The 21,359-nt window shown below is 64.7% G+C and carries 23 protein-coding genes, 1 tRNA gene, 1 other RNA gene and 1 pseudogene; 17 read left to right on the forward strand and 9 right to left on the reverse strand.

Annotation, left to right across the window (positions count from 1 at the left end; all coding sequences use genetic code 11):
* Positions 1 to 49 precede the first annotated feature (49 nt).
* From EJE94_RS06215 to EJE94_RS06225, 3 genes are all read left to right on the forward strand, one after another.
* Entirely contained in the window at positions 50 to 2,542 is a 2,493-nt protein-coding gene (locus EJE94_RS06215) for a glycogen/starch/alpha-glucan phosphorylase (RefSeq protein WP_121243285.1), read from the forward strand.
* Positions 2,543 to 2,598: 56 nt separating this feature from the next.
* Positions 2,599 to 2,674: transfer RNA gene (locus tag EJE94_RS06220), tRNA-Ala, on the forward strand.
* 73 nt (positions 2,675 to 2,747) lie between these two features.
* Positions 2,748 to 4,109, forward strand: coding sequence for a TAXI family TRAP transporter solute-binding subunit (locus EJE94_RS06225; RefSeq protein WP_121243286.1), 1,362 nt, complete (start codon positions 2,748 to 2,750; stop codon positions 4,107 to 4,109).
* On the opposite strand, the gene rfaE2 is transcribed toward EJE94_RS06225, so the two are convergent.
* Genes rfaE2 through EJE94_RS06250 form a run of 5 tightly spaced genes read right to left on the reverse strand, consistent with a single transcriptional unit; the run spans position 4,093 to position 6,592 of the window.
* Positions 4,093 to 4,584 (reverse strand): D-glycero-beta-D-manno-heptose 1-phosphate adenylyltransferase, encoded by a 492-nt coding sequence (gene rfaE2, locus EJE94_RS06230; protein WP_121243287.1) that lies wholly within the window; start codon positions 4,582 to 4,584, stop codon positions 4,093 to 4,095. The genes EJE94_RS06225 and rfaE2 overlap by 17 nt on opposite strands.
* The gene (locus EJE94_RS06235) at positions 4,584 to 5,258 is read right to left on the reverse strand and encodes a BON domain-containing protein (protein WP_121243288.1); all 675 of its coding nucleotides are present in this window, start codon (positions 5,256 to 5,258) and stop codon (positions 4,584 to 4,586) included. The genes rfaE2 and EJE94_RS06235 overlap by 1 nt, the downstream gene beginning before the upstream one ends.
* On the reverse strand, positions 5,255 to 5,848 hold the full coding sequence (locus tag EJE94_RS06240; protein ID WP_121243289.1) for a phosphoheptose isomerase: 594 nt from the start codon (positions 5,846 to 5,848) through the stop codon (positions 5,255 to 5,257). The genes EJE94_RS06235 and EJE94_RS06240 overlap by 4 nt, the downstream gene beginning before the upstream one ends.
* Positions 5,849 to 5,901: 53 nt before the next feature.
* Positions 5,902 to 6,267: an HIRAN domain-containing protein gene (locus EJE94_RS06245; RefSeq protein WP_121243290.1), complete on the reverse strand. Its 366-nt coding sequence runs from the start codon at positions 6,265 to 6,267 to the stop codon at positions 5,902 to 5,904.
* On the reverse strand, positions 6,245 to 6,592 hold the full coding sequence (locus EJE94_RS06250) for a YraN family protein (RefSeq protein WP_121243291.1): 348 nt from the start codon (positions 6,590 to 6,592) through the stop codon (positions 6,245 to 6,247). The genes EJE94_RS06245 and EJE94_RS06250 overlap by 23 nt, the downstream gene beginning before the upstream one ends.
* A gap of 21 nt (positions 6,593 to 6,613) precedes the next feature.
* On the opposite strand from EJE94_RS06250, the gene rsmI reads away from it, so the two are divergent.
* The 4 genes and pseudogenes from rsmI to rnpB all read left to right on the forward strand — a co-directional run bounded on the left by rsmI (position 6,614) and on the right by rnpB (position 9,712).
* Positions 6,614 to 7,450 carry a 16S rRNA (cytidine(1402)-2'-O)-methyltransferase gene (gene rsmI, locus EJE94_RS06255; protein ID WP_207855760.1) on the forward strand — a complete coding sequence of 279 codons (837 nt, stop codon included), beginning with the start codon at positions 6,614 to 6,616 and terminating at the stop codon, positions 7,448 to 7,450.
* A 10-nt stretch (positions 7,451 to 7,460) separates the two neighbouring features.
* The gene (gene pyrC, locus EJE94_RS06260) at positions 7,461 to 8,498 is read left to right on the forward strand and encodes a dihydroorotase (RefSeq protein WP_121243293.1); all 1,038 of its coding nucleotides are present in this window, start codon (positions 7,461 to 7,463) and stop codon (positions 8,496 to 8,498) included.
* A 104-nt stretch (positions 8,499 to 8,602) separates the two neighbouring features.
* Positions 8,603 to 9,262, forward strand: a pseudogene (locus EJE94_RS15015) (DUF3025 domain-containing protein); the annotation flags it as partial.
* Positions 9,263 to 9,337: 75 nt separating this feature from the next.
* Positions 9,338 to 9,712: RNase P RNA component class A (rnpB, locus tag EJE94_RS06270), an RNA gene on the forward strand.
* Positions 9,713 to 9,714: 2 nt separating this feature from the next.
* Here the strand turns inward: rnpB and EJE94_RS06275 are convergent.
* Both EJE94_RS06275 and EJE94_RS06280 read right to left on the reverse strand, forming a co-directional pair.
* Positions 9,715 to 10,320, reverse strand: a complete 606-nt coding sequence (locus tag EJE94_RS06275) for a lytic transglycosylase domain-containing protein (protein ID WP_121243294.1) — start codon at positions 10,318 to 10,320, stop codon at positions 9,715 to 9,717.
* Positions 10,311 to 12,038: a proline--tRNA ligase gene (locus EJE94_RS06280; protein ID WP_121243295.1), complete on the reverse strand. Its 1,728-nt coding sequence runs from the start codon at positions 12,036 to 12,038 to the stop codon at positions 10,311 to 10,313. Before EJE94_RS06280 ends, EJE94_RS06275 begins: the two co-directional genes overlap by 10 nt.
* A 168-nt stretch (positions 12,039 to 12,206) precedes the next feature.
* Between EJE94_RS06280 and EJE94_RS06285 the strand changes: the two genes are divergently transcribed.
* From EJE94_RS06285 to coq7, 3 genes are all read left to right on the forward strand, one after another.
* Positions 12,207 to 12,731: an RNA pyrophosphohydrolase gene (locus EJE94_RS06285; protein WP_121243296.1), complete on the forward strand. Its 525-nt coding sequence runs from the start codon at positions 12,207 to 12,209 to the stop codon at positions 12,729 to 12,731.
* Complete coding sequence (locus EJE94_RS06290; protein ID WP_207855763.1) at positions 12,731 to 13,270, forward strand: CNP1-like family protein; 540 nt, start codon at positions 12,731 to 12,733, stop codon at positions 13,268 to 13,270. Before EJE94_RS06285 ends, EJE94_RS06290 begins: the two co-directional genes overlap by 1 nt.
* Before the next feature lie 197 nt (positions 13,271 to 13,467).
* Entirely contained in the window at positions 13,468 to 14,088 is a 621-nt protein-coding gene (coq7, locus tag EJE94_RS06295) for a 2-polyprenyl-3-methyl-6-methoxy-1,4-benzoquinone monooxygenase (protein ID WP_121243297.1), read from the forward strand.
* On the opposite strand, the gene EJE94_RS06300 is transcribed toward coq7, so the two are convergent.
* Positions 14,089 to 14,505: an OsmC family protein gene (locus EJE94_RS06300; RefSeq protein ID WP_121243298.1), complete on the reverse strand. Its 417-nt coding sequence runs from the start codon at positions 14,503 to 14,505 to the stop codon at positions 14,089 to 14,091.
* Between the two features lie 448 nt (positions 14,506 to 14,953).
* On the opposite strand from EJE94_RS06300, the gene rplM reads away from it, so the two are divergent.
* From rplM to erpA, 6 genes are all read left to right on the forward strand, one after another.
* On the forward strand, positions 14,954 to 15,382 hold the full coding sequence (rplM, locus tag EJE94_RS06305) for a 50S ribosomal protein L13 (protein ID WP_121243299.1): 429 nt from the start codon (positions 14,954 to 14,956) through the stop codon (positions 15,380 to 15,382).
* Positions 15,383 to 15,411: 29 nt separating this feature from the next.
* Positions 15,412 to 15,804, forward strand: coding sequence for a 30S ribosomal protein S9 (gene rpsI / locus EJE94_RS06310; protein ID WP_121243300.1), 393 nt, complete (start codon positions 15,412 to 15,414; stop codon positions 15,802 to 15,804).
* A gap of 114 nt (positions 15,805 to 15,918) precedes the next feature.
* Positions 15,919 to 16,947 (forward strand): N-acetyl-gamma-glutamyl-phosphate reductase, encoded by a 1,029-nt coding sequence (argC, locus tag EJE94_RS06315; protein WP_121243301.1) that lies wholly within the window; start codon positions 15,919 to 15,921, stop codon positions 16,945 to 16,947.
* A gap of 2 nt (positions 16,948 to 16,949) precedes the next feature.
* Positions 16,950 to 17,681: a DUF6776 family protein gene (locus EJE94_RS06320; RefSeq protein ID WP_121243302.1), complete on the forward strand. Its 732-nt coding sequence runs from the start codon at positions 16,950 to 16,952 to the stop codon at positions 17,679 to 17,681.
* 10 nt (positions 17,682 to 17,691) lie between these two features.
* Entirely contained in the window at positions 17,692 to 18,096 is a 405-nt protein-coding gene (locus tag EJE94_RS06325) for a bactofilin family protein (protein WP_121243303.1), read from the forward strand.
* A 95-nt stretch (positions 18,097 to 18,191) separates the two neighbouring features.
* Positions 18,192 to 18,542, forward strand: coding sequence for an iron-sulfur cluster insertion protein ErpA (gene erpA / locus EJE94_RS06330; protein ID WP_121243304.1), 351 nt, complete (start codon positions 18,192 to 18,194; stop codon positions 18,540 to 18,542).
* 84 nt (positions 18,543 to 18,626) lie between these two features.
* Here the strand turns inward: erpA and EJE94_RS06335 are convergent, their stop codons facing one another.
* On the reverse strand, positions 18,627 to 19,958 hold the full coding sequence (locus EJE94_RS06335; protein ID WP_243642538.1) for a M23 family metallopeptidase: 1,332 nt from the start codon (positions 19,956 to 19,958) through the stop codon (positions 18,627 to 18,629).
* A 79-nt stretch (positions 19,959 to 20,037) separates the two neighbouring features.
* Here EJE94_RS06335 and tyrS point away from each other — a divergent pair, with 79 nt between their 5' ends.
* Positions 20,038 to 21,225, forward strand: coding sequence for a tyrosine--tRNA ligase (gene tyrS / locus EJE94_RS06340; protein ID WP_121243306.1), 1,188 nt, complete (start codon positions 20,038 to 20,040; stop codon positions 21,223 to 21,225).
* The last annotated feature ends 134 nt before the right edge of the window (positions 21,226 to 21,359 follow it).

Below are 21,359 nucleotides of genomic sequence, written 5' to 3' on the forward strand. Positions count from 1 at the left end.
GTCAGAATAGGCTCCGGCGCGTCCGGTGGCGGCGCGAACGGGAGGGATCATGGCCGAGTCGCACCGCAAGGCACTGAACGGCACCAACCGCGAGACCATTCGTACCGGTCTGTCCGAAGAGTCGATCCGCGCCGCCTTCCTCGACAACCTCTTCTACCTGCAGGGGCGTTTCCCCGAGGTGGCCACGCTCAACGACCAGTACAAGGCGCTCGCTTACACCGTGCGCGACCGCCTGCTGCATCGCTGGGTCGCCACCACGCGGGCCTACCAGAAGGCCAATCCGCGCACCGTCTGCTATCTCTCCGCCGAGTATTTGCCCGGCCCCTTCCTCGGCAACAACCTGCTCAATCTCGGCATCGAGGAACCGACGCGGCGGGCGCTGGCCGGCCTCGGCATCGAACTCGACGCCCTGCTCGAGCACGAGGAGGAGCCGGGCCTCGGCAACGGCGGCCTCGGCCGGCTCGCCGCCTGCTTCATGGATTCGCTGGCTACGCTGCAGGTCCCGGCGATCGGCTACGGCATCCGCTACGAATTCGGCATCTTCGACCAGGTGATTCGCGACGGCGGCCAGGTCGAAACCACCGACAACTGGCTGCGCTTCGGCAATCCGTGGGAAGTGCGCCGCCCCGCCATCGCCTACGATGTCAGGATCGGCGGCTATACGGAGCAAACCACCGATGCCCAGGGGCGCTTCGGCGTGCGCTGGGTGCCCAACGAGGTCTTCAACGGCATCGCCGTCGATACGGCGATCCTCGGCCACGGCGTGAACACCGTGAACCTGCTGCGCCTGTGGACCGCCGAAGCGGCCGAAGGCTTCGATTTTCACGCCTTCAATCGCGGCGACTACTACGGCGCCGTGGTGCGCGAGGTGCGCTCGGAGACTATCAGCAAGGTGCTCTATCCGAACGACGAGCCGGAGATCGGCAAGCGTCTGCGCCTGCTGCAGCAGTACTTCTTCGTCACCTGCTCGCTGCAGGACATGATCCGCATCCATCGCACCACGGGCCAGCCGCTGGACAAGTTTCACGAGAAGTTCAGCGTCCAGCTCAACGATACCCATCCCGCGATCGCCGTGGCGGAACTGATGCGCCTGCTCGTCGACGAGCACCAGATGGGCTGGGATGCTGCCTGGGAGGTGACCCGGCACACCTTCGCCTATACCAACCATACCCTGCTGCCCGAGGCGCTGGAAAAGTGGCCGATTCCGCTGTTCCAGAACGTGCTGCCGCGCCATCTCGAGATCATCTACGAGATCAACGCGCGTTTCCTCGACGAGGTGCGGCTGCGCCATCCCTTCGACACGGCCCGCGTGCAGCGCATGTCCATTATCGACGAGGCACCGCCGCGCTTCGTGCGCATGGCCCACCTCGCCTGCGTCGGCAGCTTCGCCATCAACGGCGTCGCCGAACTGCACAGCCGCCTGCTTAAGGAGACGGTGCTGCGCGACTTCTTCGAGTTGTGGCCGGAGAAGTTCCAGAACAAGACCAACGGCGTCACGCCGCGCCGCTTCGTCATGCTCAGCAATCCCGGGCTGTCGCGCCTGCTGACGCGCACGCTCGGCGCGGGCTGGGCGCGCGACCCGTCGCAACTGCGCGTCCTCGAGCGCCATGCCGACGATGCCGCCTTCCAGCAGGAGTGGCGCGAGGTCAAGCGCAGCCGCAAGGAGGCGCTGGCCGCGCGGATCCTCGACCGCTGCAACGTCAGCATCGACCCCGACAGCCTGTTCGACGTCCAGGCCAAACGCATCCACGAATACAAGCGCCAGCATCTCAACGTGCTGCACATCGTCACGCTCTACAACCGCATCAAGTTCAATCCCGGGCTCGACATCACGCCGCGCACCTTCATCTTCGGCGGCAAGGCGGCGCCGGGCTATGCCATGGCCAAGCTGATGATCCGCCTGATCAATGCCGTCGCCGACGTGGTCAACCGTGATCCCGATGTCGCCGGCCGCCTCAGGGTGGTGTTCCTGCCCAACTTCAGCGTCAAGCTCGGTCACGGTCTCTATCCGGCTGCGGATCTGTCGGAGCAGCTCTCGACCGCGGGCAAGGAGGCCTCGGGCACCGGCAACATGAAGTTCTCGATGAACGGCGCGCTGACTATCGGCACCCTCGACGGTGCCAACGTCGAGATCCGCGAGGAGGTCGGCGCCGACAACTTCTTCCTCTTTGGCCTCACCGCCGAAGAGGTGGTGCGCACGCTGGCGGAGGGCTACCGGCCGTGGGACATCTACAACGCCAATCTCGAGCTCAAGGGCGTCATCGACCTGATCGCCAGCGGCCACTTCTCCCACGGCGATCGCACCGTGTTCCAGCCGCTGGTGGATCACCTGGTCTGGCACGACAACTACCTGCTGCTGGCGGACTACGCCGGCTACATCGCCTGCCAGGAACAGGCCGGCCTGACATATCGCGACAGCCGCCAATGGACGCGCATGTCGATACTCAACGTCGCCCGCATGGGCAAGTTCTCGTCCGATCGCACCATCGCGGAGTATTGCCGCGACATCTGGCGGGCCGAGCCGATGGCGGTGGACGTCTAGCCTGCGCCGGCGCCGGCCGGCCCGATTTGGCTTCTGCTATAATCCGCGGCCGACGTGGGGGGGTAGCTCAGCTGGGAGAGCGCCGCGTTCGCAATGCGGAGGTCGAGGGTTCGATCCCCTTCCTCTCCACCACGAACATCAAGGGCTTGCCGCTGGCAGGCCCTTGTCATTTGCCCACGCGCCGACAGGAACGAGGATCGCCCCGATGCTCAACCCCATCAAGCTGCGTCATATCCGCGACTATTCGCTGCGCGACCTGCTGCTGGTCGGGCTCCCCCTGCTGGTGTTGATCATCGCCGGCTTCTGGGGGGCCTCGCGTTTCATCAAGCCGGCGCCGCCCGATACGCTCGTCCTGAGCAGCGGCGGCGAGGGCGGCGCTTACCAGCGCTTCGCCGTGGCCTACAAGGACGCGCTGGCCCGCTACGGCGTCCGCCTGATCGAGAAGCCCTCGGCCGGCTCCACCGAGAATCTGCAGCGCCTGCGCGACCCCGACTTCGCGGTCGACGCGGCCTTCCTGCAGGGCGGTACGGCGCGCCTGCAGGAAGGCGATGCGTTGTATTCGCTTGGCAGCCTCTACTATGAGCCGTTGTGGATCTTCCATCGCGGTGACCTGCCGCGCGGCAAGGGCGGAGCGCCAGCGGGCGTGGCCTGGCTCAAGGGCAAGCGCGTCGCCATTGGCGCACCGGGCAGCGGCGCGAACTACCTCGCGCGGGAGATCCTGCAGGCCCACCAGATGGACGAGAAGAACGTCACCCTGGTCGAGCAGGGCGGCCTTGGCCTGGGGCAGGCCCTGGCGGCGAAGAAGATCGATGCGGCGTTCATCGTCGGCCCGGCGAAGTCGGCGGCGATCTGGACGCTGCTGAACACCCCGGGCGTGCGGCTGATGAACCTGGCGCATGCGGATGCCTATACCCGGCGCTTTCCCTACCTCTCCAAGGTCGTGCTGCCGCGTGGCACCATCGACCTGGACGCCGACGTCCCGGCCGAGGACATCACCCTGGTGGCACCGACGGCGACGCTGGTGGTGCGCGAGGACACCCACCCGGTGCTGGTGGGTCTGTTGATGCAGGTGCTGGCTGAAGTGCATAGCGAACCCGGGGCCTTTCAGCGGCCCGGCGAGTTTCCCCGTCCCGCCGGCACCGACTTTCCCCTGGCGCCCGAGGCGGAGCGCTACTACAAGTCCGGCAAGCCCTTCCTGCAGCGCTACCTGCCGTTCTGGGTGGCGGTGCAGCTCGATCGCCTCGTGGTGATGCTGATTCCCTTGCTGGCCCTGCTGGTGCCGCTGGTGAAAATCGCGCCGACGCTCTATGGCTGGCGGGTGCGTTCGCGCATATTCCGCCGCTATGGCGAACTCAAGCTGCTCGAGGCGGAAGTCGAGGACCAGCCCGGCAAGCATTCACGCGAGGAATGGCTGGCGCGGCTCGATGCCCTGGAGGCGGCCATCAACCGCATTCAGACGCCGCTGGCGTTTTCTGACGTGCTCTATACCCTGCGCAGCCACGTCCTGATCGCGCGGCAGAACATCCTCAAGCGGCTGGAGCCACTCCCACCTAACGCTGCGTCCTGATCCGGCCGATCAGCTCGGTGGTGGAGCGCTGGTGGCGGAAGGGAATCGAATGCACCGCGCCGCCCCAGCCGAGCACCTCGGCAGAGCCGACGATGCGCTCGACCGGCCAGTCGCCGCCCTTGACCAGAACGTCGGGGCGGCTGTCGAGGATGCGCGCCAGCGGCGTGTCCTCGTCGAACCAGGTCACCAGCGTCACGCACTCCAGTGCCGCGAGCACGGCGAGGCGATCCTCGAGCGGGTTGAGCGGCCGGTCGTCGCCCTTGCCCAGCCGCCTGACCGAAGCGTCGCTGTTCACCGCCACCAGCAGGGAGTTGCCGAGGGCGCGCGCCTGCGCCAGATAGGTGGCGTGGCCGCGGTGCAGGATGTCGAAGCAGCCGTTGGTGAACACCAGCGGCCGCGCTACGGCGGCGAGGCGCTCGGCCAGTGCCTCGGGCGCGCAGATCTTGGCTTCGAACGAGGGCGGGGCGTAGGGCATTATTGCTTGGCGGGCGTGGGTGGCGGCGTCGCCGCCGCGGGCGCGCCACTCTGGGTCGGCTTGTTGGCCGGGTCGTCGAGGCGCTTGGCCTGTGCTTCCGAGACGATCTCGAACAGCCGCACGACCTTGCGCACGCCGCCGGTGGTGCGGGCCACCTCGACCGCGGCATCGGCTTCGCGCTGGGAGACGATGCCGAGCAGGTAGACGACGCCGTTCTCGGTGACGACCTTGACGGCGTTGACCGAGAATTTGTTGGCGTCGAGGAAGCGGCCCTTGACCTTGGAGGTGACGTAGGTGTCGTTGCTGCGCGACGACAGCGAACTGATGCCGGCGATCTCGAGCTCGTTGCTGATGGCCTTGACGTCCGGCACCGCGGCGGTGATCTTCTCGACCTCGGCCTTGGTCGCGGCATCGGGCACCTCGCCGGTCAGCAGCACGGCGCGGTTGTAGCTGGTGACATTGATGTGAGCCTTGTCGCCGAAGCGTTCGTCGATGCGGTTGGCGGCGCGGATCTCGATGCCCTGGTCGGACAGGTAGGTCTCGCTGGGGCGGCGGTCGCTGACCATCAGCGCGCCGGCGCCGGCGCCAACGGCGACCGCACCGACGCAGCCGCTGAGTTGCGGCAACGCGGCAGCCATCGATAGCAGTAAGAGGATATGCAGCTTGCGGGTCATGTGTCTTCTCCGAGAATCAGGGCGTCGATGCCGTCGCACAGGCAGTGCAACGTGAGCAGGTGTACTTCCTGGATGCGTGCCGTGCGTTCGGCCGGCACGCACAAATGGACGTCGCCGGCGGCGAGTAGTTCCCCCATCCTGCCGCCGCCCTTGCCGGTCAGAGCGACGACGCGGACGCCGCGTTCGTGCGCGATCTTCATCGCCGTCATGACGTTGGGAGAGTTGCCGGAGGTCGAGATCGCCAGCAGCACGTCGCCGGCGCGGCCGAGCGCGGCGACCTGCTTGGCGAAGACCTGATCGTAGGCGTAATCGTTGGCGATCGAGGTCAGCGTCGAGGTGTCGGTGGTCAGCGCGATGGCCGCCAGCGGCGCGCGCTCCTTCTCGAAGCGGTTGAGCAGTTCGGCGGCGAAATGTTGCGAGTCGGCGGCCGAGCCGCCGTTGCCGCAGGCCATCACCTTGCCGCCGGCGCGCAAGGCATCGGCCATCAGGCGGATCGCGGCCTCGATGGGTGGGGCCATGGTCGCCATGGCGGCCTGCTTGGCGGCGATGCTTTCGGCGAACTGGGATTGAATGCGTTGGGAAAGGCTCATGGTCGCGCGATTCTAACGGTGGGACGTGACGGCGGGCTTACTGAAATGGGGCGCTAAAGGACGACAAATACCTCGATCCGCACCCTTTGCCAGGGTTTGCGGTGCGTCACCAGCGCGGCGATGCGGCCTTCGACGCGGCCGCCGCGGTCCATCTCGGCCGCCACGGCGCGATTCTCGGTGCGCGGCAGATAGCCGAGCTTGCGCCCGCGCCATTCGACGCGTACCGCATTGGCGTCGTGCGGATTGTCCGGCTCGCGAGCCAGCGTCACGCCGTCGCCGACTTTCATCTCCTGCCACAGCGCGCCGACCTCGTAGTACTGGGCGCCGGCGAGCGGAGAGCTTTGCACCAGCACCTTGACGGATTGCGCCGCGACGCTATGGCAGGCGAGGATCAGGCTAATCAGCAGGGCGAAACGCATCTCGGATCCATTCGAACGTCTGGCCGTCGGACAGCACGGCATCGAAGCGACATGGCGTTTCGCCGTGGCGGACGAGCCAGTGGCGCGCGGCGAGAATCACGCGCGCCTGCTTGGCGGCGGTGATGCTGGCGGCGGCGCCGCCGAAGTCGCTGCGGCTGCGCAGCCGCACTTCGACGAACACCGTGGTGGCGCCGTCGCGGCAGACGAGGTCGATCTCGCCGCCCCTGACGCGGAAGTTGCGCCCGACGACACGCAGGCCGCGCGCTTCGAGCAGCCGCGCGGCGGCATCTTCCGCCGCCGCGCCTTTGGCTTGCCTCGCCGTCATTGCGCTGCAAGAATGCCGTGCATGGACATCGGAACATTGTATGTGGTCGCCACGCCGATCGGTAACCTCGGCGACATCAGCGAGCGTGCCCTAGCTACGCTGCGCACGGCCGACGTGATCGCCTGCGAGGACACCCGCCATACGCGCCACCTGCTCGACCACTTCGGCATCCGCGTGCCGACCTTCGCGCTGCATCAGCACAACGAGCGCGAAGCGGCGGCGAAGCTGATCGCGCTGCTGGCCGAGGGAAAGCGCGTGGCATTGGTGTCGGATGCCGGCACGCCGGGCATCTCCGATCCGGGCGCCCGGGCCGTCGCGGCGGTGCGCGCCGCAGGCCATCGCATCGTGCCGCTGCCGGGGCCGAGCGCGGCGAGCGTCGCGTTGTCGGCGGCCGGCCTTGCCGACGAGCGATTCCTTTTCGCCGGTTTCCTGTCGGCAAAAGTCGGCGCCCGCGGCACGGCGATCATGGAGCTCGCGGCGGTGCCGGCGGCGCTCGTGTTCTACGAGGCGCCGCACCGCATCGAGGAGACCGTCGCGGACCTCGCGGCGCGGCTGGAGCCGATGCGCACGCTGGTGATCGCGCGCGAGCTGACCAAACAGTTCGAGCAGATCGCCGTCATGCCGCTGACCGAAGGGCCGGCCTGGCTGGCGGCTGACGACAACCACCGCCGCGGCGAGTTCGTGCTGATCGTCTCCGGCCCACCACCGCGGGAGGGCCTCGACGCGGAAAGCGAACGGGTATTGAAGGCACTGCTGGCCGAGTTGCCGACCAGGCAGGCGGCGAAGCTCGCGGCCGAGATCACAGGCCAGGCCAAGAACGCGCTCTATCAGCGGGCGCTCGAAATCAAGGGCGGGTAAAATCTTTCTCATGTCTACGCTGACCATCACCCGACCCGACGACTGGCATCTGCACCTGCGCGACGGCGCGGCCATGGCCGCGGTGCTGCCCGACACGGCGCGACGCTTCGCCCGCGCCATCGTCATGCCCAACCTCAGGCCGCCGGTGACGACAGTGGAGCAGGCGCGGGCCTACCGCGAGCGCATCCTCGCGGCCTTGCCTGCCGGCATGAGCTTCGAGCCGCTGATGACGCTTTATCTCACCGACAATCTGTTGCCGGGCGAGATCGACGTGGCGAAGGCGAGCGGCTTCATCCATGCCGTCAAGCTCTATCCGGCCGGGGCCACGACCAACTCGGATGCCGGCGTGACCGACCTGAAGAAGTGCGCGGCGACCCTGGCGCGCATGGAAGCGCTGGGCCTGCCGCTGCTGGTGCATGGCGAGGTGACCGATCCGGCCGTCGACGTCTTCGATCGTGAGGCGGCCTTCATCGCGCGCGTGCTGGTGCCCGTGCTGCACGAGTTTCCGCGTTTGCGGCTGGTGCTCGAGCACATCACGACGCAGGACGGCATCGACTTCGTGCTGGCGCATGGCGCCAACGTCGCCGGCACCCTGACGGCGCATCACCTGCTGCTCAATCGCAACGCCATGTTCGCCGGCGGCATCCGACCGCATCACTACTGTCTGCCGGTGCTCAAGCGCGAGACCCATCGCCAGGCGCTGGTCGCCGCAGCGATATCAGGCAACCCCAAGTTTTTCCTCGGCACCGACTCGGCGCCGCACGCGAAGAGCGCGAAGGAGGCGGCCTGCGGCTGCGCCGGCTGCTACACGGCGCATGCCGGCATCGAACTCTACGCCGAGGCCTTCGAGGCGGCCGGGGCGCTGGACCGGCTCGAGGGCTTCGCCAGCCATTTCGGCCCCGACTATTACGGACTGTCGCGCAACGTGGAAAGGGTCACCCTGGTCAAGGAGGCGTGGACCGTACCTGCCGCGCAATCCTATCCGGACAACGATGCGCTGGTGCCGTTGCGTGCCGGCGAGACCGTGGCCTGGCGATTGCAGGCGTGAAAGTGTGCCAGTGACCGGCGGCTCTGGGATCGAGCCCGTCCGGCGGGCGCCCGGCCCCGGTGCTTGACCTGCTGGCCCCGCTCGCGGCGGTCGTGCCGCGGAAGATGCTGGGCGGCGTATCGCCGGTGCCGAGTTTTTCGCTGAACGAACTGGTCGCTGCGCATGGCATCGCGACGGGCGACGGCAAGACGCTGCGCTTCGTTTCCCCCGGCGGTTCGACACTGGCCTACGAGGAGCGTGCCTGGCTGCATGGCGAGGTCGAGACCCGCGCCGACAACTGGCACGACGCCTTCAATGCGCTGGTCTGGCTGGCCTATCCGCAGGCTAAGGCAGCGCTCAACCGCAAGCACTACCGCACGATGACCGAGCGCCGCGCGCTCGGTTGCAGGGATCGCGGCCGTCTGCGCGATGCGCTGACGCAGTTCGACGAATGCGGCCTCGTCGTCGCCTGCGCCGACATGACGCTGTGGGCCGGCATCAGCGCCCATCGCTGGCGCGAGGTCTTCGCCGATCGCCGCGGTGAAGTCGCGGCGAAGATGCGCTTCTTCCTCTTCGGCCATGCCAGCATGGAGAGCCTGCGTGTGCCCTTCGTCGGCCTGACCGCCAAGGCGCTCTGCATGGTGGTCGATGCAGCGTGGCTGGAACAGCCCTTGGCTGCGCAGCTCGCGACGGTCGATGCTTGGCTGGCCGCACGGATTGATGCGACTGACGAGACGTTCCGCAGCAGCTTTCAGCCTCTGCCGCTGCTCGGCATTCCGGGCGTCACCCCGGACAGCGAACAACCCGCCTATTACGACGACATTCGGCAATTCCGGCCCAAGCGTCTACAATGCGACCCGGAAGTCCGCCAGGCAGCCGCGGCATCGCAAGATGGCGAGGAAAGTCCGGGCCCCATAGAGCAGGATGCCGGCTAACGGCCGGGCGCCGTGAGGCGACAGACAGTGCAACAGAAAGATACCGCCGATGGCTCCGCAAGGAGATCAGGCAAGGGTGAAATGGCGGGGTAAGAGCCCACCGCGGACGTGGTGACACGGACGGCACGGCAAACCTCATCCGGGGCAAGGCCAAATAGGGGAGCATTGGCGTGGCTCGCGTCGCTCCCGGGTAGGCTGCTTGAGCCTGTCGGCAACGGCAGGCCTAGAGGAATGGCTGCCAGGCCGTCGCGTTTCGGCGCGGCGGCCCCACAGAACCCGGCTTATCGGCGGGCTTCCGATTTTTATCGGGGCTGGATGTAGCGCGTCCCCCAGCTCCAGTGTTTCTCCCATGCCCCGCGCACCATGTTCGGATACTCGGGCGCGCCGAGGCTGCCGTTGTAGCGGCCGAGCGCACGATAGATATTGCCGTTCTCGATGTCGAGATAGTGGCGCAGGATGGTGCAGCCGTAACGCAGGTTGGTGCGCAGGTGGAACAGGTTGTTGTCCCGGGTTCCGATCAGCTTGACCCAGAATGGCATGACTTGCATGTAGCCGCGGGCGCCTGCGCCGGAGACGGCGTACTTGCGGAAGCCGCTTTCGACCTGGATCAGCCCCAACACCAGTTGCGGATCGAGCCCGGCGCGCTGTGCCTCGTAATAGACGGTCTTGAGAAACTCGAGGCGTCCGTGGCGGTCCGGGATGCGCTTTTCCAGCCGGCGCGACATCTCGGACAGCCATGCGATCTTCTCCTGCATCGAGGAAAAGTGCGGCTCGGGCGCGGCACGGTCGGCCACCGCGGCGTGCAACGCCGCTTGCACGCTGGCCGCCAGCGGCTCGTACTTCTGCGCGCCGGCCCATGCGCTGCCCGTGACAAAGGCCAGTAAGCCGAGCAGCCGCCTCAGGTGCATGCCTTCTGCAGCGCCAGCGCGGCGATCTCGGTCAGCGGCACCTTGGCCGCTTCCTTGTCGCGGCGGTGCTGGTACTCGACCATGCCTTCCTTGAGGCCGCGATCGCCGATGGTGACTCGATGGGGTACGCCGATCAGTTCCCAGTCGGCGAACATGACGCCGGGCCGTTCGTCGCGGTCGTCGAGCATGACGTCGATGCCGGCGGCGAGCAGGTCCTCGTAGAGCTTCGTCGCCGCCTCGCGCACGGCCTCGGACTTGCCCCAGCCGACCGGGCAGATCACCAGCGTGAAGGGCGCGATCGAAGCGGGCCAGATGATGCCGCGCTCGTCGTGGTTCTGCTCGATCGCCGCGCCGACCAGCCGCGTGACCCCGATGCCGTAGCAGCCCATCACCATGGTTCTTGGCTTGCCGGTCTCGTCGAGGTAGGTGCAGTTCATCGCCGCCGAGTACCGGGTGCCGAGGAAGAAGACGTGGCCGACCTCGATGCCGCGCTGGATGGCGAGCTTGCCCTCGCCGTCGGGCGAGGGGTCGCCGGCAACGACGTTGCGGATGTCGGCGATCAGGTCCGGTTCCGGCAGGTCGCGGCCCCAGTTGATGTCGCGGATGTGGAAGCCGATCTCGTTGGCGCCGGAGACGAAGTCGCTCATGTTGGCCACCGTGCGGTCGGCGACGACCTTCACCGGCTTTTTCGTGTTGAGCGGGCCGAGGAAGCCCGGCGGGCAGCCGAAATGCTCGATGATTTCCTGCTCGCTGGCGAAGCGGAAGCCGCCTTCGAGTCCCGGCAGCTTGCCGGCCTTGACCTCGTTGAGGTCGTGGTCGCCGCGCACCAGCAGCAGCCAGACTTCGGCGCCCAGCGGCGTGTCGGTGGCGAGCACGACGGACTTCACGGTACGCTCGAGCGGCAGGCCGACAAGTTTGGCCACGTCCTCGCAGCGGATGGTGTCGGGCGTCGCAACTTTTTGCATCGCGGTGCCCGGTGCGGCGCGTTCCGCGACCAGCGGCAGGGCTTCGGCCAGTTCGATGTTGGCGGCGTAGTCGGAGTCGGGGCAGTAGACGATCAGATCCTCGCCGGTGTCGGCGATCACCTGGAATTCGTGCGACAGCGAGCCGCCGATGGCGCCGGTGTCGGCGCGCACGGCGCGGAAGGTCAGCCCGAGCCGCTCGAAGATCTTGACATAGGCGGCGTACATCGCCTGGTAGCTCTTTTCGGCACCTGCCTCGTCGCGGTCGAAGGAATAAGCGTCCTTCATGGTGAATTCGCGGCCGCGCATCACGCCGAAGCGCGGGCGGCGCTCGTCGCGGAACTTGGTCTGGATGTGATAGAAGTTCTTCGGCAGCTGGCGGTAGCTGTGGATTTCGCCGCGGGCGATGTCGGTGACCACTTCCTCGGAGGTCGGCTGGATGATGAAGTCGCGGTCGTGGCGGTCCTTCACCCGCAGCATCTCCGGGCCCATCTTGTCCCAGCGGCCGGTCTCCTGCCAGAGCTCGGCGGGCTGCACCAGCGGCATCAGCAGTTCGATGGCGCCGGCGCGGTTCATTTCCTCGCGGACGATGGCCTCGATCTTGCGGATCACCCGCAGGCCCACCGGCATATAGCTGTAGATGCCGCCGGCCAGCTTGCGGATCATGCCGGCGCGGGTCATCAGCTTGTGCGACACGACTTCGGCGTCGGTGGGGGCTTCCTTCAGGGTGGCGATGAAGAATTGGCTGGCGCGCATGGCGTGTTCCACGGAGAAAATGAAATTTCAGAGGAGGCGAATGCCGGCTTTGTCGGCGTTAAGCGCAGCTGCCGAAACTAAAACCGCAAATTCTACCGTCCGCCGTCCTTTCCACGCAGCGGTGAATGTGGAAAAATGGATACCAATCAATCATTCGAAGGTTCAACCATGCTCGACCGTGAAGGCTATCGCCCGAACGTCGGCATCATTCTGGCCAACACGCACAACGAGGTTTTCTGGGGCAAGCGCATACGCGAGCATTCCTGGCAGTTTCCGCAAGGCGGCATCAAGCGCGGGGAGACGCCGGAGCAGGCGATGTATCGGGAGCTTCAGGAAGAAGTCGGTCTGTTGGCGGAACATGTCCGCGTTCTCGGGCGCACTCGCGAATGGCTCCGCTATGACGTGCCCAAGCAGTGGATACGGCGCGAATGGCGCAGCACCTACAAGGGACAGAAGCAGATCTGGTTCCTGTTGCGGCTGGTCGGACGCGATTCCGACGTGTGTCTGCGTGCTTCGGAACACCCCGAGTTCGATGCCTGGCGCTGGAACGACTACTGGGTGCCGCTCGACGCGGTGATCGAATTCAAGCGTGCAGTCTATGAGCAGGCGCTGACCGAGCTGGCCCGCCATCTTTTCCACCATCCGGCCGAACGCAAGCCGCGCTGGCCGCATTTGAGCGAGGCGGGAGCTTGATGTCCATCGCCAGACGACTTGCGGCTCTCGCCTTGACCTTGATGGTAACGGCCGCATGCGCGAACACCGACGACGCTGAAGGGAGGCCGTGGGCGGAGGGTGAAACCGCCCTGCCGGCATTCCCGCAGGATTCGGACCTGTTGCCGTTCTACGTCAGTGCCGCAACGAGCAATCGTTTCTTCATCGACGCCAAATCGCTCAGCGCCGGCAGCGACGGCGTGGTGCGGTACGTCGTGGTCATCAAGACGTCCGGCGGGGCGACGAATGTGACCTTCGAAGGCATTCGTTGCGACGCTCGGGAATACAAGCTCTACGCGACGGGACGCTACGACCGCACCTGGGGACCGCTGCTCGCCGGACAGTGGCGGCCGATCGAGTACAAGGACAGGAATCGCCATCACTCCGTGCTGTCGCGCAACTTTTTCTGTCCGAACGGAGTCCGGATCGGCTCAGCCGACGAGGGCCGCGACGCCCTGCGTCGCGGCAAGCATCCTGCTGCGGATCACGAACTGTGGCAGGACTCCGAGGGTGCCCCGTAAGGAGCGCGCGTTTACTTGCGGTTCCCGATCCGCCGGGCCGGGTGCACCTGCGGCATGCTCGTGATGCGCCCTGAGTCATGCTGGCGTTCGTGGCGGGCGCGATGCCGAACGCGGTACGGCGGATCATCGCGGTTCTCCTTGAGACTAAGGGACGACCGCCTATACTGCCTGAATCCCCTTAACAGGACGATTTCGTCATGATCGACCAGTTCATTCTCGAGTTTGACAAGGCGCTGCGCACGGTATTCGCTCCGGCGCCGACGCGTCGCCCGATGCCCGGCGCCGAACTGCCCGAAGCCGAGTTGAACGACGCCGAGCGTCGGCATGCGGCGGCACTGATGCGCATCAACCATTGTGGCGAGGTGTGCGCCCAGGCGCTCTACCAGGGGCAGGCGCTGACGTCGCACGATCCCGTCGTGAAAAAGGCGATGGAAGAGGCCGCCTGGGAGGAAACCGAGCACCTCAACTGGACCGAACGACGCATCGCCGAACTGGGCGGGCGCAAGAGCATGCTCAATCCTTTGTGGTACGTGGGCTCGCTGGCCATTGGCATCGCCGCCGGGAAATTGGGCGATGCCTGGAACCTGGGTTTCCTCGCCGAGACGGAGCGTCAGGTCGAGGCCCATCTCGACAGCCATCTGGCGACCCTGCCTGCCGGCGATCGTCGCTCCTGGGCGGTGCTCGACCAGATGAAGACCGACGAAGTCCGTCACGCCGAAACGGCGGTGCGCATGGGGGCGCATGACTTGCCCCTGCCGGTCAAGTCGGCGATGCGATTGTCGTCGAAAGTGATGACGGCGCTGTCCTACCGCGTCTGATCAGGCTTCGATCACTTCCCAGCTGTGACTCATCTCGGCGGTCTTGCCGAGCATGATCGAGGCCGAGCAGTACTTTTCCGCCGACAGCTTGACGGCGCGCTCGACCGCCTCCGGCTTGAGGCCGCGGCCACTGACGACGAAGTGCATGTTGATGCGGGTGAACACTTTCGGGTCCTCGGCGGCGCGTTCGGCGCTCAGATTGACTTCGCATCCGGTCACGTCCTGTCGGCCCTTCTTCAGGATCATCACGATGTCGAAGGAAGTGCAGCCCCCGGTGCCCGCCAGCAGCAGTTCCATCGGGCGCGGTGCCAGGTTGCGGCCACCGGCCTCCGGGGCGCCGTCCATCGCTACCATGTGACCACTACCCGTTTCGGCGATGAAGCTCATTCCGTCGTGCCAGCGTACCGTGCATTCCATGTCGCGTCTCCCGTGTTCGGCCTGAAGAATAGTGGTGATTTTAGCCGGTCGCACCGCGCGGGCCGCGACGGAGTGGTGCGCTGCAATGCGTCGGACGGGCGGCGCGTTAGAGGCCATCGCGTAACACTATGAAACAAAAGAAATGGTCGTCCACGGCTGAGAGTTAGACGAAATCTTGCACTGCAGCAAATTTTCTGGCATAGTGCAGACATTCGAAGCAAACGTCGGGCGCAACGCTGCTTGTATGTCCGATCTTCGCTTCCCCCGGTGTCTCCTCCACCCTCCTCCTTTGGTGTGGATTCAGCGCAACCCCTCGGGGTTGCGCTTTTTTTGTATCCCGTCCCGCTGCAGTCAAACAGGGTTTGACAAGCGCCCGATTGGCCTATTAGAATTGAAAGCTTTCCGCAATTAGTTGCCGCCCGAGTTTCGGGCGCATAGAGGAACACCGATGAAAACCTTTTCCGCCAAGCCGCACGAAGTCAAGCGCGACTGGTTCGTCGTAGATGCGACGGACAAGGTGCTGGGCCGCATGGCCGCCGAGATCGCCCGTCGCCTGCGCGGCAAGCACAAGACCGAATATACCCCCCACGTGGATACCGGCGACTATATCGTCGTCGTCAATGTGGACAAGCTGCGCGTTACCGGCAACAAGGCCGAGGACAAGAAATACTTCCGTCACTCCGGCTTCCCAGGCGGTATCTACGAAACCAATTTCAAGAAGATGCAGCTGCGCTTCCCCGGCCGCATTCTCGAAAAGGCGGTCAAGGGCATGTTGCCCAAGGGCCCGCTCGGCTACGCGATGCTGAAAAAGATGAAGTGCTACGCCGGCGCTGCGCATCCGCACACCGCCCAGCAGCCCAAGGCTCTGGAAGTCTGAGCCACCGGACACTAGAAGGAAACCAATTCATGGCCGCCAACTACTACTATGGCACGGGCCGCCGCAAGACTGCGGTGGCGCGCGTGTTCCTGAAATCCGGCTCCGGCAAGTTCGTCGTGAACGACAAGCCGGTCGACGAGTTCTTCTCGCGCGAAACCGGCCGCATGATCGTGCGCCAGCCGCTCGAACTGACCCAGCACGCCTCGACGTTCGACATCATGGTCAACGTTACCGGTGGCGGCGAGTCGGGGCAGGCCGGTGCCGTCCGCCACGGCATCACCCGCGCCCTGATCGAGTACGATGCCACGCTCAAGCCTGCACTTTCAGGCGCCGGCTTCGTGACCCGCGATGCCCGTGAGGTGGAGCGCAAGAAGGTCGGCTTCCACAAGGCGCGTCGCCGCAAGCAGTTCTCGAAGCGTTAATTCGCGTTCCGCATCCGAAGAGGCCGCCCCAGGGAAACCAAGGGCGGCCTTTTCGTCTGGGCGCGGTCTTTTCTGCGCTAGGATGCGACGAGTTCTCTGGAAAGGAGTCTAGGCATGATCAAGGTGGGGATCGTCGGTGGCACCGGCTATACCGGTGTCGAATTGCTGCGCTTGCTGGCCCAGCATCCCGAGGTCGAACTGGCTGCGATTACCTCCCGTGGCGAGGCGGGTACCGCGGTGGCTGACATGTTTCCCAGCCTGCGCGGCCGGGTGCAACTTCAGTTCAGCGACCCCAAGGACGCGCCGCTCGACCGTTGCGACGTCGTCTTTTTCGCCACCCCCAACGGTGTGGCGATGCAGCAGACCCGAGCCTTGCTCGACGCCGGCGTGCGCGTGATCGATCTTGCCGCCGACTTCCGCATTAAGGACATCGGGATTTGGGAGAAGTGGTACGGCATGAGCCATGCGGCACCGGATCTCGTAGCCGAGGCCGTTTATGGTTTGCCGGAAGTGAATCGCGAAGCGATTCGCAAGGCGCGGCTCGTCGCCAACCCAGGCTGTTATCCGACGGCGACCCAGTTGGGTTTCCTGCCGCTGGTGGAGGCCGGTTGCGTAGATGTCGGCTACCTCGTGGCCGATGCCAAGTCCGGGGTGTCCGGAGCCGGGCGCAAGGCGGAGACGAATATCCTTTTTTCGGAGGCGTCGGATAACTTCAAGGCCTATGGTGTGCAAGGTCATCGCCACCTGCCCGAGATCCGGCAGGGATTGGCGATTGCAGCCGGGCGCGAGGTGGGGCTGACCTTCGTGCCCCATCTGACCCCAATGATTCGCGGCATCCATGCGACCTTGTATGCCAGGGTCACGCGGGAGGAAGATTTCCAGGCACTGTTCGAGCAGCGCTACGCCGCCGAACCTTTCGTGGATGTGCTCCCGCCCAAGTCGCACCCAGATACTCGTTCGGTACGGGCGGCCAACACCTGCCGCATTGCGATCCATCGCCCGCAGGGTGGCGAGATGCTGGTCATCCTCTCGGTCATCGATAATCTCGTCAAGGGTGCGGCTGGCCAAGCGGTGCAGAACATGAACCTCATGCATGGGCTGGACGAATGCACTGGTCTGGGGCAGGTTCCCGTATTGCCGTAGCGTTGAGGCGCCTGCGCGGGCGCTTCGGCATCGCCGCCCCGCGCGTCGCCGTAAGGACGCACATTCCGTGGTATTGGCGCGGCCTGGCGATCATCGTCATGTCGGCCGCAGCTCTGGCCCTGGCTGGCTGGATTTACGACATGGGCCGGCGTTTCGCCGGCTTCGATAGCTCTCATTCTGCCCAGGAAGTCGCGACGTTGCGTTCCCGAGTACAGGAATTGGAAACGGAACGCGTGCGCTTGCGTGGCGCGGCGGATGCCAGCGAGAGCAAGATCCAGATCGAGCAGGCGACCCAGCGCCAGCTGACCGCGCAGGTTGGTGCGCTGGAACAGGAGAACGTCCGGCTAAGGGAGGATCTCGCGGCATTCGAAAATCTGGTGCAGGGCGAGGGTAAAGGCGGCGGCCTGGTTTTGAGCCGTTTCCGGGTGGAGGCGACGACGACACCCGGTCAATATCGCTTCCATCTCGTCGCGGCATTAAATGGCGGGAATAAACCTATTGAATTCAGTGGGATGTTGAGGATCATCGCGACTGTGCAAGAGGGGGGGCGGGATGTTAGTATTCAAATTCCAGGGCCAAATGATCCTGCCACGGCCCAGTATCAAGTCACGATCAAGCATTTCCGCAAGCTCGAGGGTGTTTTCTCCATTCCACCCGGAGCCCGCCTCAAGAGTGTCGAGGCTCGCTTGATGCAGGGTGGGGTCGTCAAGGCGACCCAGACCGCCATCTTTTGAAGGAACCGCCATGTTTTCGAGAAAAACCCCGAAGCCGCAAAACCGAATTGACAGCCTGATCGGTGCCGGCACGTCAATCGAAGGTGACATCAGTTTTTCCGGTGGCCTGCGCATCGACGGCGAGGTCAAAGGCAATGTCCGCGCTGTCGGTGACCAGCACAGTACGCTGGTGGTGAGTGAGCACGCGCGCATCGAGGGCGAGGTCAGCGTCAGCCATGTCGTGGTCAACGGCACGGTGATCGGCCCGGTACGGTCGGGCGAGTTTCTCGAATTGCAGCCCAAGGCGCGGGTTACCGGTGACGTCGAGTACAGTTCGATCGAGATGCACCTGGGCGCCGTGGTACAGGGGCGCCTGGTTCATCAGGGTACGCCGGCGAAGGCGGTGGAACTCAAGCTGGCGACATCAAACAGCTGATGCCCGATTGATTTTTCCCGCTCCAGCCTCATTTGACGCACAGTGGCAAAGCCCAGATAATTGACCATCCCCGACATCCGACAGGAGAGAACATCATGAACGCACCGAACGAAATGCCCGCCCCGTTCAACTTCACCGACAGCGCCGCCAACAAGGTCAAGGAACTGATCCAGGAAGAAGGCAATCCCGACCTCAAGCTGCGTGTTTTCGTTACCGGTGGCGGCTGCTCCGGCTTCCAGTATGGCTTTACCTTTGACGAGGTGGCCAATGAGGACGACACCTCGATGGTCAAGAACGGCGTCACCCTTCTGATCGACCCGATGAGCTACCAGTATCTGGTTGGCGCTGAAATCGACTATACCGAGGGTCTCGAGGGCTCGCAGTTTGTGATCAAGAACCCGAACGCGACCAGTACCTGCGGCTGCGGTTCGTCGTTCTCGGCCTGAGTTACCGATACCCCGTACATCCGGGGGTGGAAAAAGGGGGTGCCGCGGCACCCCCTTTTTCGTTTCTAACTGAGCTATGAGGGGTCAGTCGAGTAATGCGAGATTAACGCCGCGGATCAGTTCGATTCGCGCCAGTTCCGGTTTCAGGGATGTCCGGAATCTTGCCAGTTCCTCAGGCGCGAGTGGCGGCGCCGTCGGGAGGGCGACGCTCAGCGGGTTTTGATGGACGTCGTTGATGCGGAATTCGTAGTGCAAATGTGGGCCACTGGCCAGTCCGGTCGCACCGACGTAGGCGATCACGTCGCCCTGACCGACGCGGCTGCCCTTCCTTAGACCGCTCGCGAACCCGGAGAGGTGGCCGTATAGCGTCGTGTACCGTCCTTGATGGCGTAGTACGACGACCTTGCCGTAGCCCCCTTGAGTTCCGACGAAGTCGACGACGCCGTCACCGGTCGCCTTGACGCGGGTACCGACCGGAGCACCGTAATCCGTGCCTTTGTGGGCGCGCCATTTCTGCAACACGGGATGGAAGCGGGAAGCGGAGAATCCCGAAGTGACACGCGAGAATTCCAGTGGCGAACGCAGGAAGGCCTTGCGTACGTTCTTCCCGTCGAAGGTATAATAGCCGCCCTGACCGGGGGCTGATTCGAACCAGGCTGCGCTGAACGTCTTGCCATTGCTAACGAACTCGGCGGCGAGAATGCGGCCGGTGCGGACCAGTCGGCCCTGATGCAGCAACGATTCGAAGATTACCGAGAAGCGGTCGCCCTTGCGGAGGTCGCGATGGAAATCTATATCCCCGCCGAAGATGTCGGCAAGCCCGGTCGCTACAGCGTCTGGAATGCCTGCGGCATCGGTAGCGCCGAACAGCGAATGGCGAATCTCTGCAGTCTTCAGTACGACCTGGGTATCAAGTTGCAGCGGCTGCTCGCTGACGCGGAATGATTGCTCGGAACGCTCGACCAGCAGTGCCTTGTCGTTGCTGCCATTGAGCGGGAAGGTCAGGGACTGCAGTTCGCCATTGGCGCCGACATGAGCGGTGACGTTCTTGCCGGGGCTGAGCTGGCGGAAGATCGGTGACGCCTCATTGTTCGAGCGAAGTAGTTCAAGGGTCTTGGTCTCGGTAACGCCGAGGCGACCGAGCAGGGCCGCGACGGTATCGCCGCGCTGAATCCGTTCTTCCCTGGCAAAGCTTGCCCCGGCGAGTTCCACGCTGGAACCGTGTTGTGGTGCCAGTGACTCGACTCGGATCTGCTGTAGGCGCTCGATCTCCAGCGTTCCCGGAGCGGTGCCGAAGGCGGCAACCATGCCGAAAAGGGATGCAGCGGCCACGCCGGCGGAGGCCCAGAAATGACGGGGCCGGGCGTCGCGGAGCTTGGGCAGTTGCGCTAGAATCCGGCTCTTTTCCTTAGTCACTCGATGGTCGGTTCGGCTCAAAAAAGTCGGCCGAGTCTAGCAGAATTCCCCCGGCCGTCAAAACCGCGAAACCGCAGTCATGACTGACATCCAATCGCAACTGGCGCTGATCAAGCGCGGCGCCGACGAGCTACTCATCGAGGCCGAACTCGTCGAGAAACTCAAGTCCGGACGGCCCCTGCGCATCAAGGCCGGCTTCGATCCGACGGCGCCGGATCTGCATCTTGGTCACACGGTGCTGATCAACAAGTTGCGGCATTTTCAGGAACTGGGTCACCACGTGATGTTCCTGATCGGGGACTTCACCGGAATGATCGGGGACCCGACCGGCAAGAACGCGACACGGCCGCCGCTGTCGCGCGAGCAGATTCTGGCCAATGCGGAAACCTACCGGGAACAGGTCTTCAAGATCCTCGACCCGGAGAAGACCGAGGTCAGCTTCAACTCCACCTGGTTCGAGCCGATTGGCGCGGCGGGTATGATCAAGCTTGCGGCATTGCATACTGTCGCGCGGATGCTCGAGCGCGACGACTTTTCCAAGCGCTACTCCAGCGGTCAGCCGATTGCAATCCACGAGTTTCTCTATCCACTCTGTCAGGGCTACGATTCGGTCGCGATGAAGGCCGATGTCGAGCTTGGGGGCACGGATCAAAAGTTCAATCTCCTGGTCGGGCGCGAATTGCAGAAGCACTACGGCCAGTCGCGGCAATGCGTGCTGATGATGCCGCTGCTCGAAGGCCTCGACGGCGTGAATAAGATGTCGAAGTCGTTGGGGAACTATGTGGGCATCGCCGAGCCGCCGAAGGAAATCTTCGGCAAGTTGATGTCCGTCTCCGACGAATTGATGTGGCGCTATTACGAGCTGCTGTCATTCCGCGGCAACGAGGAAATTGCGAAGCTCAAGCGGGAGGTCGCGGAGGGGCGCAATCCGCGTGACGTCAAGGTGTCGCTGGCGCAGGAGATCGTCGCCCGCTTCCACTCGCAGGCCGACGCCGAGGCGGCTCTGGCCGATTTCGAGGCGCGCTTCCAGAAGGGCGCGCTGCCGGACGACATGCCAGAACTGACTCTCCCAGCGGCACCGATTGCCCAAGTGTTGAAGGCGGCCGGGCTGGTCGCCAGCACGTCGGAAGCCATACGCATGATCGATGGTGGTGGCGTGCGTGCGAACGGCGAGCGCGTCAGCGACAAATCGCTCGTACCTGGCTCGGGTGAAACGGTGGTGTTGCAGGTCGGAAAGCGCAAGTTCGCACGCATCACCTTTAGCTGAGTGCCGCTGCGGGCAAGCCTTCCCGGGCTGAATGGAAATTTTTTTCGAGAAAGTGTTGACGGTGTGGAAACGCTCCGTATAATGCGCGGCTCTTCGCTGCGGTTGTCACAAAGCAGCAACGTTCTTTAACAGTT

Origin of the sequence: Sulfurisoma sediminicola, from assembly GCF_003865015.1 — a bacterium.
Classification (GTDB): Bacteria; Pseudomonadota; Gammaproteobacteria; order Burkholderiales; family Rhodocyclaceae; genus Sulfurisoma; species Sulfurisoma sediminicola.